This is a genomic window from Antribacter sp. NEAU-D49 (assembly GCF_057158775.1).
In genome coordinates this window covers 98,681-115,832 of record NZ_JBXTSN010000017.1, presented here as the reverse complement: position 1 = coordinate 115,832, position 17,152 = coordinate 98,681, and the positions used below count along the sequence as shown (strand labels likewise).

Annotated in this window: 15 protein-coding genes; 6 read left to right on the top strand and 9 right to left on the bottom strand. The window is 74.4% G+C overall.

Going from position 1 to position 17,152, the window contains the following annotated elements:
* Positions 1-58: 58 nt before the first annotated feature.
* On the bottom strand, positions 59-469 hold the full coding sequence (locus AC060K_RS14420) for an acyl-CoA thioesterase (protein ID WP_483766090.1): 411 nt from the start codon (positions 467-469) through the stop codon (positions 59-61).
* 32 nt (positions 470-501) lie between these two features.
* Positions 502-1,176 carry a QsdR family transcriptional regulator gene (locus AC060K_RS14415; protein ID WP_483766089.1) on the bottom strand — a complete coding sequence of 225 codons (675 nt, stop codon included), beginning with the start codon at positions 1,174-1,176 and terminating at the stop codon, positions 502-504.
* Between the two features lie 142 nt (positions 1,177-1,318).
* Between AC060K_RS14415 and AC060K_RS14410 the strand changes: the two genes are divergently transcribed.
* Both AC060K_RS14410 and AC060K_RS14405 read left to right on the top strand, forming a co-directional pair.
* A complete protein-coding gene (locus tag AC060K_RS14410) occupies positions 1,319-2,533 on the top strand; it encodes an acyl-CoA dehydrogenase family protein (protein WP_483766088.1) in 1,215 nt (404 codons plus the stop codon).
* A 14-nt stretch (positions 2,534-2,547) separates the two neighbouring features.
* Complete coding sequence (locus AC060K_RS14405; protein WP_483766087.1) at positions 2,548-3,771, top strand: acetyl-CoA C-acetyltransferase; 1,224 nt, start codon at positions 2,548-2,550, stop codon at positions 3,769-3,771.
* Between the two features lie 83 nt (positions 3,772-3,854).
* Here the strand turns inward: AC060K_RS14405 and AC060K_RS14400 are convergent, their stop codons facing one another.
* From AC060K_RS14400 to AC060K_RS14385, 4 genes are all read right to left on the bottom strand, one after another.
* Positions 3,855-4,310, bottom strand: coding sequence for a MaoC family dehydratase (locus tag AC060K_RS14400; protein WP_483766086.1), 456 nt, complete (start codon positions 4,308-4,310; stop codon positions 3,855-3,857).
* Positions 4,307-5,068, bottom strand: a complete 762-nt coding sequence (gene fabG, locus AC060K_RS14395) for a 3-oxoacyl-ACP reductase FabG (RefSeq protein WP_483766085.1) — start codon at positions 5,066-5,068, stop codon at positions 4,307-4,309. The genes AC060K_RS14400 and fabG overlap by 4 nt, the downstream gene beginning before the upstream one ends.
* Positions 5,065-6,180 (bottom strand): zinc-binding dehydrogenase, encoded by a 1,116-nt coding sequence (locus tag AC060K_RS14390; protein ID WP_483766084.1) that lies wholly within the window; start codon positions 6,178-6,180, stop codon positions 5,065-5,067. Before AC060K_RS14390 ends, fabG begins: the two co-directional genes overlap by 4 nt.
* Positions 6,181-6,295: 115 nt before the next feature.
* Positions 6,296-7,378, bottom strand: a complete 1,083-nt coding sequence (locus tag AC060K_RS14385) for a hypothetical protein (protein WP_483766083.1) — start codon at positions 7,376-7,378, stop codon at positions 6,296-6,298.
* Positions 7,379-7,592: 214 nt separating this feature from the next.
* On the opposite strand from AC060K_RS14385, the gene AC060K_RS14380 reads away from it, so the two are divergent.
* The 4 genes from AC060K_RS14380 (at position 7,593) to AC060K_RS14365 (ending at position 14,539) form a co-directional block, all read left to right on the top strand.
* Positions 7,593-8,660, top strand: a complete 1,068-nt coding sequence (locus AC060K_RS14380; RefSeq protein ID WP_483766082.1) for a hypothetical protein — start codon at positions 7,593-7,595, stop codon at positions 8,658-8,660.
* A complete protein-coding gene (locus AC060K_RS14375) occupies positions 8,657-10,495 on the top strand; it encodes a Y-family DNA polymerase (RefSeq protein ID WP_483766081.1) in 1,839 nt (612 codons plus the stop codon). Before AC060K_RS14380 ends, AC060K_RS14375 begins: the two co-directional genes overlap by 4 nt.
* Positions 10,496-10,578: 83 nt before the next feature.
* The gene (locus AC060K_RS14370; RefSeq protein ID WP_483766080.1) at positions 10,579-13,884 is read left to right on the top strand and encodes an error-prone DNA polymerase; all 3,306 of its coding nucleotides are present in this window, start codon (positions 10,579-10,581) and stop codon (positions 13,882-13,884) included.
* A gap of 19 nt (positions 13,885-13,903) precedes the next feature.
* On the top strand, positions 13,904-14,539 hold the full coding sequence (locus AC060K_RS14365; RefSeq protein WP_483766079.1) for an N-acetyltransferase family protein: 636 nt from the start codon (positions 13,904-13,906) through the stop codon (positions 14,537-14,539).
* A gap of 9 nt (positions 14,540-14,548) precedes the next feature.
* On the opposite strand, the gene AC060K_RS14360 is transcribed toward AC060K_RS14365, so the two are convergent.
* The 3 genes from AC060K_RS14360 to AC060K_RS14350 form a co-directional block, all read right to left on the bottom strand.
* Complete coding sequence (locus tag AC060K_RS14360) at positions 14,549-14,950, bottom strand: hypothetical protein (protein ID WP_483766078.1); 402 nt, start codon at positions 14,948-14,950, stop codon at positions 14,549-14,551.
* A gap of 118 nt (positions 14,951-15,068) precedes the next feature.
* Positions 15,069-16,106 carry a fatty acid desaturase family protein gene (locus AC060K_RS14355; RefSeq protein WP_483766077.1) on the bottom strand — a complete coding sequence of 346 codons (1,038 nt, stop codon included), beginning with the start codon at positions 16,104-16,106 and terminating at the stop codon, positions 15,069-15,071.
* 232 nt (positions 16,107-16,338) lie between these two features.
* A complete protein-coding gene (locus tag AC060K_RS14350; protein ID WP_483766091.1) occupies positions 16,339-17,139 on the bottom strand; it encodes a serine protein kinase RIO in 801 nt (266 codons plus the stop codon).
* Positions 17,140-17,152: the final 13 nt, after the last annotated feature.

Genomic DNA, 17,152 nt, shown 5'->3' with positions numbered 1-17,152 from the left:
CCCCCCCCCCCACGGCGGGGGGCCGACGACGAACGGCGACCGCGGCCGCCGTCGGCCCTCAGCCCGTGATGTGCTCCGCCACCGCCGCGCGGACCACGTCGGGGACCGGCACGGGACGCCGATGGACGGCGTCGACGAAGACGTGGGTGAACGCGCCGAGCGCGACGGGCTCGTCCTGCTCGGGGCGGAGGATCCGCAGCGCCCAGGTGAGGCTCGTGGTGCCGATCTTCTCGACGCCCACCTCGACCTCGAGCTCCTCCGGGAACGACGCCGACTCCCGGAACACGCACGACGACGCGACGCACACCGCGATGGTCCCGCCCTGCGGGTCGAGGCCGGTGTGCCGCATCATCCACCGGTTCACGGCCGTGTCCATCGCCTCGTAGTAGACGGTGTTGTTGACGTGGCCGTACTGGTCGTTGTCGTTCCAGCGCAGGGGGAAGGGCTGGCGCACGGGGGGACGGGACATGGGTCTCCTTCGACCTCGGTGGGATCCCGCGGTCAGGCGACGCGCAGGAGGTGGCGGAACGCGGTGCGCGCCCGCTCGGTGCTGGGGGGCTCGCCGGTGATCAGGTCGGCGTACGTGAACGACTCCGACACCCGTACCAGCAGGTAGGCCAGCGAGGCCGGGTCGATGGCCCCGCCGAACGGGGTGTCGCCGAGGTCGCGCCGCACGATCCAGTCGGTGGTGGCCACATACCGGCGCTGGATCTCGCTCTCCTTGGTGGTGAGCAGGCGCAGGGCTCGGGCGGGCTCCCGGCGCAGGAAGGTGCGGAAGTACTCGGCGCGGATGAGGTCGTCGACGAAGTGCGTGAGCAGCGCCGCGACGCGCTCGGCGCCCTCCAGGCGGGACGCGGCGTCGTCGGCCTGGACCAGCGTGGGGCCGGCGAGGGACCAGAGCACCTCGGACAGGAGCGTGTCGCGGTTGCCGACCCAGCGGAAGACGGTGGCGCGGTCGACGCCGAGCGTCGTGGCGAGCCCGCCCATGTCGATGCGGTGGCCCTCGATGAACGCCGCCCGGGCCAGGTCGAACGCCCGCCGGGCGTCCGGGTGCGCGCCTGCCGCCAGGCGCTCCGAGAGCCACGAGGGGGCGGCGGCCAGGCCCACCGCCGCGACGGGGTGCGCTGCGGCGGGCGGGTCCGTGGCCAGGGCGGCGGTGCCCTCGGTTGCTGCCATGTCCGCATGCTAACCCGGGGCGCCGGGGTGTGTGCAACATATCTCCAGATGATGCATACTGGTCCAGACCGACCGGTCGGACTGTACAGGCCGTGTGCCTCGACGGACAGGCCGGCCCTGATCGACGACGATCGGAGGATCGATGACGCTCGCCCCTGCAGCACGACCGGCGTCCGAGGAGGGCTCCGCCCTGCTGGACGTCGACTTCTACTCCTTCCAGGACCTGCTCACCCCCGCCGAGCAGAAGGCCGTCCTGGCCGTCCGGGAGTTCATGGAGCGCGAGGTGCGCCCCATCGCCGACGACTACTGGGACCGCGCCGAGTGCCCGGTCCACCTGTTCCGCCCCTTCGCCGAGCTCGGCAGCGTCGGCGCCGCCTGGGAGGAGACCCGGGCCTTCGAGAACTCGGCGGTCTTCCGCGGCTGGATCGGCATGGAGCTGGCCCGCGTGGACTCGTCCTTCTGCACCTTCATCGGGGTGTCGAGCGGGCTCGCCATGAGCTCGATCGGCGTCGGCGGCTCGCCCGAGCAGCGCGCGCAGTGGCTGCCCCCCATGGCGAGCGGCGAGCTCATCGGCGCGTTCGGCCTCACCGAGCCGCTGGCAGGCTCCGACACGGCCAAGGGCCTGCGCACCACCGCGACCCGGCAGGGTGACACCTGGGTCCTGAACGGCGCCAAGCGCTGGATCGGGAACGCGACGTTCGCCGACGTCGTGGTGATCTGGGCCAAGGACACCGCCGACGACCAGGTCAAGGGCTTCCTCGTCCGCAAGGGCACCCCCGGCTTCACCGCGACGAAGATCGAGCGCAAGCAGTCGCTGCGCATCGTGCAGAACGCCGACATCGTGCTCGACGGCGTCGAGGTGGCCGAGGCGGACCGCCTGCAGGAGATCAACAGCTTCCGCGACCTCGCCAAGGTGCTGCGGATCACCCGCGACGGCGTGGCCTGGCAGTCGCTCGGCACCGCGGTCGGCGCCTACGAGGCCGCCGTGAAGTACGTGGCGCAGCGCGAGCAGTTCGGGCGCCCGATCGGCAGCTTCCAGCTCGTCCAGGACAAGCTCGCCACCGCGCTCGCGAACATCACCGCCAGCTTCGGCATGTGCGTGCGTGTCTCGCAGCTGCAGGACCTCGGCGCCCAGCGCGACGAGCACGCGGCCATGGCCAAGGCGTTCGTCACCACCCGCATGCGCGAGACGGTCGCGCTGTGCCGCGAGGTGTGCGGCGGCAACGGCATCACCCTCGACCACGGCGTCGCCCGCTTCTTCGCCGACGCCGAGGCCGTCTACACGTTCGAGGGCACCAAGGACATGAACCAGCTCATCGTCGGCCGGTCCATCACGGGCCACGCGGCGTTCGTCTGAGAGGCGGCACACCAATGACCGAGGCATTCATCGTCGCGACCGCGCGCTCGCCGATCGGGCGGGCGTACAAGGGGTCGCTCAAGGACGTCCGCGCCGACGACCTCGCCACCCAGATGGTGCGCGCCGCCATCGACCAGGTGCCGGGCCTGGACCCGGCCCGCGTGGAGGACCTGCTGCTGGGCTGCGGCCTGCCGGGCGGCCGGCAGGGCATGAACATGGCCCGCATCGTGGCCGTGCTGCTCGGGTGGGACACCGTGCCGGGCGCCACCGTCACGCGCTACTGCTCGTCCAGCCTGCAGACCACCCGCATGGCGTTCCACGCCATCAAGGCGGGGGAGGGCGACGTCTTCGTCTCCGCCGGCGTGGAGTCGGTGAGCGGCATGACCGTCGGGTCCAGCGACTACATCGAGGGCGTCGACCTGAACAACCCGCTGTTCGCGGACGCCCTCGCGGCGACCGAGAAGCGCGCCGCGGGCGGTGCGGACCCGTGGGTGGACCCGCGCGAGCAGGGCCTCCTGCCCGACCCGTACATCGCCATGGGCCAGACCGCCGAGAACGTGGCGGGCCTGCACGGCATCACCCGCGCCGACCAGGACGCGTTCGCCGCCCGCAGCCAGCAGCGCGCCGAGGCAGCCGTCGCGAGCGGGTTCTGGGCCCGGGACATCACGCCCGTCACCCTCGCGGACGGCACGGTCGTCGCGGCCGACGACGGCCCCCGTCCCGGCACCACCGTCGAGACGCTCTCCACGCTGCAGCCCGTGTTCCGGCCCGACGGCACCGTCACCGCCGGCAACGCGTGCCCGCTGAACGACGGCGCCGCCGCGGTCGTGGTGGTCTCGGAGCGCATCGTCGACGAGCTGGGCCTGCAGCCGCTGGCCCGGATCGTGTCGACCGGCGTGAGCGGCCTGTCACCCGAGATCATGGGCCTCGGGCCGGTCGAGGCGAGCCGCCGGGCGCTGGCGCTCGCGGGCCTGTCGATCGACGACATGGACCTCGTGGAGATCAACGAGGCCTTCGCGGCCCAGGTGATCCCGTCGGCCCGGGAGCTCGGGATCGACGAGGAGCGGCTCAACGTGCACGGCGGCGCGATCGCCGTCGGGCACCCGTTCGGGATGACCGGGGCGCGCATCACGTCCACGCTGATCAACGGGCTGGCCGCCACCGGCGGCCGGTACGGGCTCGAGACGATGTGCGTGGGCGGCGGCCAGGGCATGGCGATGGTGCTGGAGCGCGTCTGACCCTCCCCCTCTTCGCTGTGGGTATGACTGTGGCGGGAATCCGAGCCCGGATTCCCGCCACAGCCATACCCACAGCGAACTTGTCAGGCGGGGACGTACAGGGACAGCGTCTGCGCCACCAGCGCCGGCTTGTCGCCGCCCTCGATCTCGATCGTCACCGTGGAGCTGAGCCGCACGCCCATCGACGTCGGCTCCGCGCCCGTGATCTCGGTCGCCGCCCGCACCCGCGACCCGGCGGGCACAGGGCTGAGGAAGCGCACCTTGTCCAGGCCGTAGTTCATGGCCATGGCGATCCCGTCCACCTCGACGAGCGACGCCGCGAGGTGCGGCAGGAGCGACAGCGTGAGGTACCCGTGCGCGATCGTCGCCCCGAAGGGGCCCTCCGCGGCCCGCGCCGGGTCGACGTGGATCCACTGGTGGTCCTCGGTGGCGTCGGCGAACGCGTCGATCCGCGCCTGGTCGATCGTGAACCACTCGCCCGTGGCGCGGGAGCCCACGGCGGCGGCCAGCTCGGCGGGGCTCGAGACGTGGATGGTCATGCGCGCGGCCCGCCCGCCACGTACAGGACCTGACCGGACACGAAGCCGGCCTCCTCGGAGCAGAAGAACGAGATCGCGGCGGCGATGTCCTCCGGCTGCCCCACGCGGCCCACGGGCACCTCCTTGGCCATGCCGGCGAGGAAGTCCTCGAACGGTACGCCCACCCGCTCCGCGGTCTCACGGATCATGTCGGTCTGGATCACGCCGGGCGCCACGGCGTTGGCGGTGATGCCGAACTTGCCGAGCTCGATCGCGAGCGTCTTGGTGAAGCCCTGCATGCCGGCCTTGGCGGCGGCGTAGTTGGCCTGGCCGCGGTTGCCCAGCGCCGAGGTGGACGACAGGTTCACCACCCGGCCCCACTTCGCCTCGACCATGTGGGCCTGGAGGGCCCGGGTCATGAGGAACGCGCCGCGCAGGTGCACGCTCATCACGGAGTCCCAGTCGTTCTCGGACATCTTGAACAGCAGGTTGTCGCGCAGGATCCCGGCGTTGTTCACCAGGATCGTGGGCGCGCCCAGCTCGTCGCGCACCCGGGCCACCGCCGCCTCGACGGCCGCGGCGTCGGCGACGTCGACGCCCACGGCGAGCGCACGGCCGCCGTCGGACACGATCTGGGCCGCGGTCTCGGCCGCCTGCTCCTCGAGGAGGTCGAGGACGGCGACGGCGTGGCCGTCGGCGGAGAGGCGGCGGGCGGTCGCGGCGCCGATGCCGCGGGCGCCGCCGGTGACGACAGCGACTCGGGGGGTGGGGGAGGTCATGCGGGGGTCCTTTCGTCGAACGTGATGAGCTGGCGGAGCTCCTCGCCGGCGGCGAGGCGGTCGAGGGCGGCGGGCAGGTCGTCCAGGCCGATGCGGGCGGAGACGAGCCGCTCGAGCGGCAGGCGCCCGGCCCGCCACAGGTCCACATAACGCGGGATGTCGCGTTCCGGCACGGCGGACCCCAGGTAGGAGCCGACGACGGTGCGCGCCTGGGCGGTCAGCGTCAGCGGGGAGATGCTCGCCCGGGCGTCGGGGGCGGGCAGGCCGACGGTCACGGTGGTGCCGCCGGGGGCGGTGAGGGCGAACGCCGTCTCGAAGGCGCGGGCGGACCCGGCAGCCTCGACGACGACGGGGGCGGTGACGCCGGCCGCGAGGGCGTCGGCGGGCGTGTACGCGGCGGTGGCGCCGAGGGAGCGGGCGAGGTCGAGCTTGGCGGGCACCATGTCGACGCCGACCACCTCGTGCCCGAGCGCGGCGGCCACGAGGACGGCGGCCATGCCGACCCCGCCCAGCCCGACCACGACGACGGGTTCACCCGGGGCCGGCCGTCCCGCGTTGAGGACCGCGCCGCCACCGGTGAGGACGGCGCAGCCGAGGAGCGCGGCGACGTCGGCGGGCACGTCGTCGTCGACGGGCACCACGGAGGTGCGGCTGACGACGGCGTGGGTGGCGAACGCGCTGACGCCGAGGTGATGGTTCACGGGGACGCCGTCGCGGTGCAGGCGGAGCCCGCCGCCCACGAGGGTGCCCGCCGCGTTGGCCGCGCTGCCGGGGGAGCAGGGGAGGCGGCCGTCGGTGCGGCACTCGGCGCAGTCGCCGCAGCGGGGGAGGAACGTCATGACGACGCGCTGCCCGGGGGCGAGGCCGGCGCCGGGGCCCGCCTCCTCCACGACGCCCGCGGCCTCGTGGCCGAGGAGCATGGGGGTGGGGCGGACGCGGTTGCCGTCGACGACGCTGAGGTCGGAGTGGCACAGGCCCGCGGCCTCGATCCGGACCAGGAGCTCGCCGGGGCCGGGCGGGTCCAGGTGGACGCGCCCGACGGTCAGCGGGCGGGACGTGGCGTAGGGCGCGGGGGCGCCGCAGCGTTCGAGCACGGCACCGGTGATCTCCATCGATCCGACCTCCTCGTCGTAGGTCCCGACAGCATACCGACTGTACGGTATGTTCCGGTACACCGGGTGCTGCGATACCTCCGGTGCTGCGATGGTCGGGGGACCCGGGAGCGGACTACGTCCCGGCGGGGGCCGGGGTCGCCGCGGCCCGGCGCTCCGCGTTGCGCTCCTCCCAGGTCTGCACCACCCAGAAGGCCAGGAAGCCGAGCAGGAGGACGAACTCGAGGTTCCAGAACCAGCGGGAGTCCTCGTCCACCCAGCCGACGAGCCGCGCGCCCGCGGTCGCCACCAGGCCGACCAGGATGGCGAGGAAGACCGCGACGTACGCCGCGGAGACCACGACCTGCCGTGGGTCCGGCGCCGACGCGTTCGCGGCGTGACGGCGCACCCCGGTGAGGCCGCCGATCGACCCGAGCCCGCTGAGCAGCGCGACCACGGCCATCGGGGCGAAGACGAGCACCGCGGCGGCGTCGTGGGCGTTGAGGAGGAACGAGCTGTCCTCGGCCGGCCCGGCGTTCTCGACGGCGAACCAGACGATCCAGGCGATCCACACCGCCCAGGCGAGGCTCGCGCCGGCCAGCTCCTCGTTCCTCGTGGGCTCCCGGTCGCTCGCGTCGAGGACCCGCTCGCGGAACCACGACCACAGCGTCCAGCGTGCCGGGCTCGCGGCGGCCCGCGGGCGCGTCCAGATGTAGATCGTGGCGAGGGCGAGCCCGACGGTCCCGATCGTGAGGTAGCAGGCCGTCGTGAACTCCGCCCGCAGCACCCACTCGGCGCACGCGGCCGCGTCCCAGCCGGGCTCGGTGGGGCGCGGCGGCAGCTGCGCTGCGAGCGTGCCCGTCTCCTGGCCGAAGCACCGCAGGCTCGCCGGGTCGTGGGTCGGCACGAACGCGACCAGCGGGGCGAAGAGGCCGGCGAAGTTCAGCAGCGGCTCCTGGAGGCCGCGGCCCCGGATGGCGATCATCGCGGCGCCCACCGCCACCAGCACCCCCACGAAGATGCTCTGCACCGGCGTGTACCAGGAGGCGCTGATGGACCCGAGCGGGACGTCGTTCAGTGGCGAGCGGTCCCAGACGATGACGGCCCCGGCCAGCAGGACGATCATCAGGATGATGGCGACGCGCAGGTAGAGGTAGGTCGCCGCGGCGTGGCTCGCGGTAGCGAGCGGTTCCGCCGGGGTCTGGGGGGTTTCGTCCACGATCGATCATCCTGCCAGCGCCCGGTCCTTCGTGCCCAGGGCCGGGCTGCGGCGTCCGGGCCCGGCTCGGCCGCTGACCTGCGCGGTTGACACCCTTGCAGCGCCGGAGTGTACTGGTGTTCTATCGAACACTCGTTCGAGTTGGGTCGGGTACGTGCCGCCCCGAACAGAGCTAGACCGGGTCACCACCGGCAGCACCATCGCTGGAGGGTCCATGACCGTCGTCGTCCCCGACCACCCGCCGGACAGCACCGCCACCGACCGGCACGACCGGGCGCGCGCCGCCCTCCAGGCGGCGGAGCTACGGACCGGCGTGCGGCGTGGCGCCCGGCGTCACGGGGCGGCGGTGGTGCCGCTGCAGGCGGCGGCTCCCGGGCCGACGCCCGCACCGCGGCGGACGGCCGGCCCGGCGCCGGGTCTTGCTCTTGCCCCGGTGGCTGGGCCGGCCCCCGCCCGTCGGCACGACGGCGTGGTCGGCGAGAGCCCCCGCCTGCACCCCGTCCACCCCGACCTGGCGGGGCTCCTCCCCGACGGCGGCCTGAAAGAGGGCAGCACCGTCGTGGTGCGCAACTCCACCACCCTTCTCCTGGCCCTCCTCACGGAGGCGTCGAGGGCGGGGGCGTGGGTCGCGCTCGTGGGCCACCCCGCGGCCGGCCTCGCGGCCGCGGGCTGGGGGCTCGACCTCGACCGCACCGTGACGGTTCCCACGCCCGGCCCCGATGCGCCGGCCGTGGTGGCGGCGCTGCTCGACGGCATCGACCTCGTCGTCGTGGGACCAAGGACCCCGTTGCTGGAGAGTGACCGACGGCGGCTCTCGGCGCGCGCCCGCGAGCGCGGCAGCGTGCTGATCGCCGTGGACGAGGCCGCCGACCTCGCCGCACCCGGGCGCGGCAGAACGCCGTCGCGATCAGGCGATCGTGCACCGGAATCAGGCGTTGACGGTGCACGATCGCCTGATCGTGGCGCCCACGTGGTGCTCGACGTCCGGGGTGGCTGCTGGTCCGGCTCCGACCGCGGGGCCGGCTGGCTGCGCCGCCGCAGCCTGACCGTGCACCGCACGGGCCGGGGCGCCGCCGCGCGCCCTGTCGACCTGGAGGTCGAGGTGCCGCTCCGGGTGGAGGTCGTGGTGCCGGGGACGCGCGTCGGCAGGGTGGTGAACGCGCGCCCGTCGCCCGCCCGCCTCCACGCGGTGCCCGACGCCGGCCCGGCGCCTGCTCCCGCCGGGCCGGCGCCTGCTCCTGCCGGCCCGGCCGAGGATCCCGACGAGCGGCTCGCCGGATGAGCACGCACACCACCCGTACCGCCGTCCTCTGGGTGCCGGACTGGCCGGTCGTCGCGGGGCTCGCGGTCGCGGGCCTGGGCTCGCACGTGCCGGCGGCGGTGCTCGGCGGGTCGAGCAGCAGCGGCGCGGGGGCGGGCACGGGCCAGCGGCTGGTCGCGGTGTCGGCGGTGGCGCGCGCGGCCGGGGTGCGGCGCGGGATGCGGCGGCGCCAGGCGCAGGAGCGCTGCCCGGACCTCGTCCTCCTGCCGGTCGACGACGGCCGCGACGCCCGCGAGTTCGAGCCCGTCGCCGTCGCGGCGGAGACCGTCGTGGCGGGCCTCGAGATCGCCCGCCCGGGCCTTGTCCTCCTGCCCGCCGACGGCGCCGCGCGCTACCACGGCTCCGAGGAGGCGCTGGCGCATGCGCTGGTGGAGCAGGTCGCCGACCGCACCGGCCACGAGTGCCAGGTGGGCGTCGCCGACGGCTTCCTCGCCGCCGTGCTCGCCGCCCGCGAGAGCCACGTGGTCCCGCCCGGCGGGTCGCGGGCCTACCTCGCGCCCCGGCCGGTGGGTGACCTGCTGCACGCGTCGACGGTGCCGGGCGCTACCCGCTCCCCGGGCGAGACGGTGCCGGGAGGCGCGCGACCGGCGTCGGGCAAGGGCATCGACGTGGGAGACGTCGCGGAGCTGACCGACCTCTGGCGCCGCCTCGGCCTGCACACGCTCGGCGACCTCGCGGCCCTGCCCGAGGCGAGCGTGCTCGCCCGGTTCGGTGCCGCCGGGACCTGGGCGCACCGGCTGGCGTGCGGCGAGGACGTGCGTCCGCCGGCGCGCCGCCGCATCGAGGGCGAGCTCACCGCAGGGCAGGAGCTGGACCCGCCGGCGACCCGGGTGGACGTCGCGACCTTCGCGGCCCGCCGCCTCGCCGACGACCTGCACCACCAGCTCGCCTCCCGCGGCCTTGCGTGCGGCCGGCTGCGGATCACGGCGCGCGCCGTCGACCCCGTCAGCGGCGACGCCCGCACCCTGGAGCGGCTGTGGCGGGTCGACGACGGCGCCCTCGGCGGGCTCACCGCCGCCCGGATCACCGACCGGGTGCGCTGGCAGCTGGAGGGCTGGCTCACGGCGTCGGCGGTGGGGCGGGCCCGCCGGGCCCGGGAGCACGCCGGGGTGAACGCCCCAGACCGCTTCCAGGATCGCGAAGAGGCCGTTACCCGGACCTGGAAGCAGTCTGGCGCGCACCCCGAGGACCAGCCCGCCCTCGAGATCGCGCACCTCGCCCTGACCGCCGAGGAGGTCGCGCCCGCCGGTGTGCTCCAGCCGCGGCTGTGGGGCCCGAGCGCCGGCGAGGACCTCCGGGCCCGCCGTGCGCTGGAGCGCGTCCAGGGCCTGCTCGGCGGCGACGCGGTGCTCACCCTCCAGGTCCAGGGCGGTCGCGACCCGCGCGACCGCGTCCACCTCGTCCCCTTCGGCGAGGAGGCACCCCCCGCGCGCGAGCCCGGCCGTCCCTGGCCGGGCGCCCTGCCCCCGCCCGGGCCGTCGCTCGTGCTGCCCGAGCCGGTCCCCGCCGTCGTCCTCGACGCCGAGGGGCGCCCCGTCGTGGTCAGTTCCCGCCTCGCCCTCAGCGGCGCCCCCGCCCGGGTGCGGGTGGAGGCCCCGCCCGGGGCGGCCCCGGCGTCAGCCCGGGACCTGGCCTGCGCCGTCGTGGACTGGGCGGGACCCTGGCCCGTCGCGGAGCGGTGGTGGTCGGTCGCGGCGCGGCGCCGCGTCTTCCTGCAGGTGGTGTCCGACGACGGCCGCGGCCTCCTGCTGTCCGCCACCGCGGGCGTCTGGTCGCTGGAGGCGCTGTATGACTGAGCCGAAGGTGCAGCGGAACGTGGGGCCGCAGCGAAGCCCGGGCCCGCGTGGAGCGGAACCGCAGGCTCAGGCATGGAGGGGCGATGACTGAGCACGGGTACGCCGAGCTCCACGCCCACTCCGCGTTCAGCTTCCTCGACGGCGCCTCCCACCCGGAGGAGCTTGCCGCCGAGGCCGCCCGCCTGGGGTTGCGTGCCCTTGCGATCACCGACCACGACGGCCTGTACGGCGTGGTGCGGTTCGCGCAGGCGGCCAAGGCCGTGGGGCTGCGGGCGGCGTTCGGCGCGGAGCTGCACCTGCCCGCGCCCGCCGACCCGGGCGCGCCCGAGGGCAGCCCCGGCAGCCGCCCGGTGCTCGACGAGCCCACCGGCATCCCCGACCCCCGCGCCACCCACCTGCTGGTCCTGGCCCGCGGGCCGGACGGCTACCGCCGCCTGTCCAGCGCGATCGCCACAGCGCACCTCGCCACCGGGGTCAAGGGCGCCGCCCGCTACCGGCTCGAAGAGCTGGGGGAGCACGCCCGCGGCGAATGGCTGGTCCTCACCGGCTGCCGCAAGGGCGCGGTCCGTCGTGCCCTCGTCACACGGGGGTACGACGCCGCCCGGGGCGAGCTCGGCGCCCTGGTCGCCGCGTTCGGCCGGGACAACGTCGCCGTCGAGGTCACCGCCACCGGCGACCCCCGTGACGCCGACCTGCACGCCGCCCTCGCGGACCTCGCCGCCGACGCCCGCCTCCCGCTCGTCGCCACCACAGCCGCCCACTACGCCCACCCCCGGGACGCGGACCTGGCGGGGGCGCTCGCGGCGATCCGCGCGCGGTCCTCGCTCGACGACCTGGACGGCTGGCTGCCGGGCGCGCCGACGGCGCACCTGCGGTCGGCCGACGAGATGCTGCGCCTGCACCACCGCCACCCCGACGCGGTCGGGACGGCGGCCGCGCTGGGGGAGGAGTGCGCGTTCGACCTCGAGCTCATCGCGCCCCAGCTGCCCCCGTACCCGGTGCCGCCCGGCCACGACGAGGCGTCCTGGCTGCGGGAGCTCGCCTACCGCGGGGCGGAGGAGCGGTACGGCCCCCGGGCGGGGAACGCGCGCGCCTGGCAGCAGGTGGACCGCGAGCTGCAGGTCATCGTGGACCTCCACTTCCCGGGCTACTTCCTCGTGGTGTACGACCTGGTCGAGTTCTGCCGCACCCGCGGGATCCTCGCGCAGGGGCGGGGCAGCGCCGCCAACTCGGCGGTCTGCTACGCGCTCGGCATCACCGCCGTCGACGCAGTGCGGCACAACCTGCTGTTCGAGCGCTTCCTCGCCCCCGAGCGGGACGGACCGCCCGACATCGACGTGGACATCGAGTCGGTGCGCCGCGAGGAGGTGATCCAGCACGTCTACGAGCGGTTCGGGCGCACGCACGCCGCGCAGGTGGCGAACGTGATCTCGTACCGGCCCAAGTCCGCCGTGCGCGACGCCGCCCGTGCGCTCGGCCACGACGTGGGGCAGCAGGATGCGTGGTCCAAGTCGATCGAGCGGTGGGGGTCGCTGCGGGGGCCCGCGGGCCGGTTCGTCGATCCCGTCGCCGCCGCCGACGACCCGGTGCGGCGCGCCGACGACGCGCACGACGTGGTGCCGTTCCGCGCGCCGCCCTCGGCCGAGCAGGAGGGCGAGATCCCGGACGACGTGCTCGACCTGGCCGACCGCCTGCTCCGCCTGCCCCGCCACCTCGGCATCCACTCGGGCGGAATGGTGATGTGCGACCGCCCCGTGATCGAGGTGTGCCCCGTGGAGTGGGCCCGCATGGAGGGCCGCACGGTGCTGCAGTGGGACAAGGAGGACTGCGCCGACGCCGGCCTGGTGAAGTTCGACCTGCTGGGCCTCGGCATGCTCACGGCGATCCGGTACGCGTTCGAGTTCATCGAGGAGCACACCGGCGAGCGCCTGACGCTCCACGGGCTGCCCCCGGAGGACCCGCTGGTCTACGACCTGCTCTGCGCCGCCGACACCGTGGGCGTGTTCCAGGTGGAGTCGCGCGCGCAGATGGCGACGCTGCCGCGCCTGCAGCCGCGAAAGTTCTACGACATCGTCATCGAGGTGGCGCTCATCCGGCCCGGCCCCATCCAGGGCGGGTCGGTGCACCCGTACATCGAGCGGGCGCGCGGGCGGCAGCCCGTGACCTTCCTGCACCCGCTGCTGGAGAGCTCCCTGGGGCGTACCCTCGGCGTGCCGCTGTTCCAGGAGCAGCTCATGCAGATGGCGATCGACGTGGCGGGGTTCAGCGGCGCCGAGGCGGACCAGCTGCGGCGCGCGATGGGGTCCAAGCGGTCGGTGGAGCGCATGGAGGCGCTGCGCGAGCGGCTGCTGAAGGGCATGACGGAGCGCGACGTCCCGCCTGACGTGCAGGAGCAGATCTACGACAAGCTCAAGGCCTTCGCCGACTTCGGCTTCCCCGAGTCGCACGCCTACTCCTTCGCGTACCTCGTGTACGCCAGCGCGTGGCTCAAGGTGCACCATCCGGCCGCGTTCTGCGCGGGCCTGCTGGCGGCGCAGCCCATGGGGTTCTACTCGCCGCAGTCGCTCGTCGCCGACGCGCGCCGGCACGGCGTCACGGTGCTGCGCCCGGACGTGAACGCGTCCCGCGTCCTCGCCTGCGTGGAACGCCTGCCGGACGGCGGTGAGGGTGGCGGTGAGCTCGCCGTGCGGATGGGCCTCGACAGCGTGCGCACCGTCAGCAAGGAGCTGGCGGAGAAGATCGTCGCCGCCCGCGCCGTCCCTGCGGCGGAGGCGGGGTTCCGGGACCTGCGCGACCTCGTGCGGCGCGTCGACCTGAGCACCGCCCAGCTCGAGGCGCTCGCCACGGCGGGTGCGCTGGAGAGCCTCGGCGTGGGGCGCCGGGAGGCGCTGTGGGCGGCGGGCGCGCTGGGGCAGGAGGGGCCGGGCACGCTGCCGGGCGTGTCGGTGGGCGTGGACGCGCCCACGCTGCCGGGGATGAGCGAGGTGGAGCTCGCCGTCGCGGACGTGTGGGCCACGGGCGTCATGCCCGACTCGTACCCGACGCAGCACGTGCGGCCGGGGCTGGCCGCCGCCGGGGTCCTCACGGTGGCGGAGGCGTGCGCGACCGAGCCGGGGCGGCGCATCGCCGTCGGCGGCGTCGTGACGCACCGGCAGAGGCCCGGCACCGCCGGGGGCGTCACGTTCCTCTCGATCGAGGACGAGACGGGGCTGCTGAACGTCATCTGCACGGTGGGGCTGTGGCAGCGGTTCCGGCGGGTCGCGCGGTCGTCGCCCGCGCTGGTGGTGCGAGGACGCGTCGAGTCGGCCGACGGCGCGGTGAACCTCCTGGCCGAGCACCTGTCGCCGCTGTCGCTGCGGGTGGCGGCGACGTCGAGGGACTTCCGCTGAGCGGGAGTACGGTGCCGGTATGACGGCAGAGACTCTTCCCGTCACCGTCGTCCCCGCGACCGAGGACCGGTTCGACGACGTGGCGGCGGTGCTCAACCCGACCGGCCGCGAGCAGGCGTGCTGGTGCATGCACTGGCGTCTGCCCCCGCGGGAGGACGCCGCCCGGCGCGGTGAGTACCTGCGCGACCTGACCACTCGCGAGCCGGCCCCGGGCATGCTCGCCTACGTCCGGCCGGGCGGCACGGGTGGCCTCGCTGCGGACGACGGTCCAGCCGGCCCGGAGGTCGCCGGCTGGCTCGGGTTCTCGCCCCGGTCCCTGGCGCGGTCGCTCCAGCGCTCGCGGGTGCTGCCGCCGGCCGAGCCGGAGGAGTGGCCCACCACGTGGGCGGTCATGTGCGTCACCGTGCGCCCCGGCTTCCGCCGCCGCGGCGTGGCGCGCGAGCTGCTGCGCGGCGCCGTCGACTATGCCGCCGCGCACGGCGCGCGCGTGATCGAGGGCTTCCCGGTGGACCCGGGTCCGGGCGCGCGGGTACCGGTCAGTGCGGCGTTCGTCGGCACGGTGGGGCTGTTCGAGTCGGTGGGGTTCGACGTCGTCGGGCCCACCTCCTCGACGAGCGGCCGGCTGACCCGGTGGCACGTCCGCCGCGAGCTCTGAACCCTGCGTTCAGGAACGCAGGGGCACGATCACGCAGACCTCGAACCCGTCCCGGCTCCGCCGCAGCAGGTAGCGGACCTCCTCGGCCGCGCCCTCGGCGGCGTTCTCGTCGCGGTAGCTCCAGCGCACGCCCGCCCAGAGCAGCTCGTCCGTGACCTCCTCGACGGACCGAAGGTCGGCCACCGCCGCCACGAGGTCCTCCTCGCGGTGCGCGGCGAGGCGCTCCCGGTGGGCACCGAGCACCGTCTCGGGATCCGTCACGAGGACCGAGCGGTCCGCCGCGACCTGGAGGGCAGGAAAGGAGAACCGCTGCGCCACACCGTCGAGGTCGCCGGCGCCGAGCGCGGCGCCGTAGTCGGCGAGGAAGCGGGTGAGGTCGTCACGGTCATAGACGTCGGCGGGGAGGACCATGCTTCTCACGCTATGCCCGACGCCGCCCCGCCGCCCGGCCGCCGCCCGCCCCGCCGCCCCGCTCCGGACAGCACGAGACCCCGGGACGCCGTCGTCCCGGGGTCTCGTGTCGCGGAGGTCAGACTCCGCGCATCTGCTTGTACATGGGGCAGTCGAAGGGGTCGCGTGCCGAGAGGCCGACCCGGTTGAGGTACTGCACCACGATCCCGTAGGACGCGATGAGGTTGGTCTCGGTGTAGGGGAGACCGAGGTTGGCGCAGTGCTCACGCACGATCTCGCGTGCCCGGCCCAGGTGCGGGCGAGGCATGTTCGGGAAGAGGTGGTGCTCGATCTGGTAGTTGAGCCCGCCCATGAGGATGCTCATGGCCCAGCCGCCGGTGATGTTGCGCGACGTCAGGACCTGCTTCGACAGGAAGTCGATCTTGGAGTCGGCGGGGATGATCGCCATGCCCTTGTGGTTGGGGGCGAACGACGCACCCATGTACACGCCGAAGACGGCCATCTGCACGCCGATGAACGCGAACCCGAGCCCGATCGGCAGCACCAGGAAGATCGCGGTGACGTAGAGCGCCAGGCGTAGCACGATGGTGACGAGCTCGCCGATCCGCGACCGCAGGGTCTCAGGCGTGCCGGTGAACAGCGACCGGATGGACGTGTAGTGCAGGTTGATGCCCTCCAGGGTCAGGAGGGGGAAGAACAGCCAGCCCTGGTAGCGCGTGATGAGGGCCATGAAGCCACGGTGCTCACGGGCGCCTTCCTCGGTGAAGACGATCGTGTCGTTGGCGATGTCGGGGTCCTTGCCGACCCGGTTCGGGTTGGCGTGGTGACGGGTGTGCTTCGTCATCCACCAGGAGTAGCTGATGCCGACCACGCCGTTGGCGAGGAACTTGCCGAGGCGGTCGTTCGCGGGGCCGGAGGTCAGCACCTGACGGTGCGATGCCTCGTGCGCCACGAAGGCGAACTGCGTCAGGACCAGTCCGAGGCCACCGGCCATCAGGAGCTGGAACCAGGAGTCGCCGAGGAGGATGAAGCCGGTGACGAGCCCGCCGAAGCCGAGCGTCAGGGCGGCGAGCGTCCAGAGGTAGTAACCGTGCGTGCGGTGGAGCAGCCCGGCCTCGCGGACCGTCTGTGACAGAGCCGTGTAGGTGCTGGTCACAGGCTGTTCGCCGGTCCGGCGGGGTTGGGTCGGCCGGAAGCCCGGGCGAACGGCGGCGGAGGAGGTCATGGGCGCCTCGCAGTGGTCGGTGTCGACTTCCCAGCCGCGGAGTTGGGCAGGTTCGCCCGGTGGTGCAGATGGCCTGATCGTACGGGCATGCGGGAGTGTGCGTCGCGCACCGCGCGTGAACACCTGGCGAAGGTTCCCGCGCGGTGCGCTGGAGGGGCGATCTTTACCAAGCCTGCGCGAGCAGGTCGGCGAAGAGCGCGTCCGGGTCATGGTCGAGGCCGCGGGCGGTGAACCAGGCGCACATGGTGCGGCAGTCGCGGAGCAGGAACTCCGAGGCGAACGGGTTTGCGGCCAGGTCCACGACCTGCGGCAGGTCGATGATGACGAGCCGTTCGCCGTGCGCCAGCACGTTGTACGGGGAGAGGTCGCCGTGGGCGTACCCCAGCCGTGCGAGGACGGACATGCCGTCCACGAGCTGCTCCCAGTACGACTCCAGGAGGTCGCGCCCGGGCCTGGCCTGGTGGAGCCGGGGTGCGGCGACCGCGCCGTCGGGCCCCTCGTCGCCGACGAACTCCATGAGCACCTCCGTGTCGTCCACCTGGACGGGGTACGGCACGGGGGCGCCCGCCTCCCAGGCGGCGCCGAGCGCCATGAACTCGGCGTCGGCCCACTGGGTGGCGGCGACGGCGCGGCCCCAGGCGGACTTGCGGTCCGCGACGGCCCGCTGGTCGCGGGTGCGCCGAGAGGTACGGCCCTCGGTGTAGCCGGCGTCGCGGTGGAACAGCTTGTGCTCGGCGCCGCGGTAGCGCTTGGCGACGAGCAGCATGCGCTGCTCGTCGTCGCCGGGCACGGCGCGCTCCAGCAGGTAGGCGTCGGCCTCTTTGCCCGTCTTGAGGATGCCGAGATCGGTGTCGATCGCGGCGTCCGACGTGACGAGCCAGTCGGGGCGCGGCTCGGGGCCGCGCTGGCCCTTGGCCACGAAGGTCCAGGTGGACCAGCGCTGCCCGGGCCCGGGCTGCCCGATCTCCCCGGGGTCC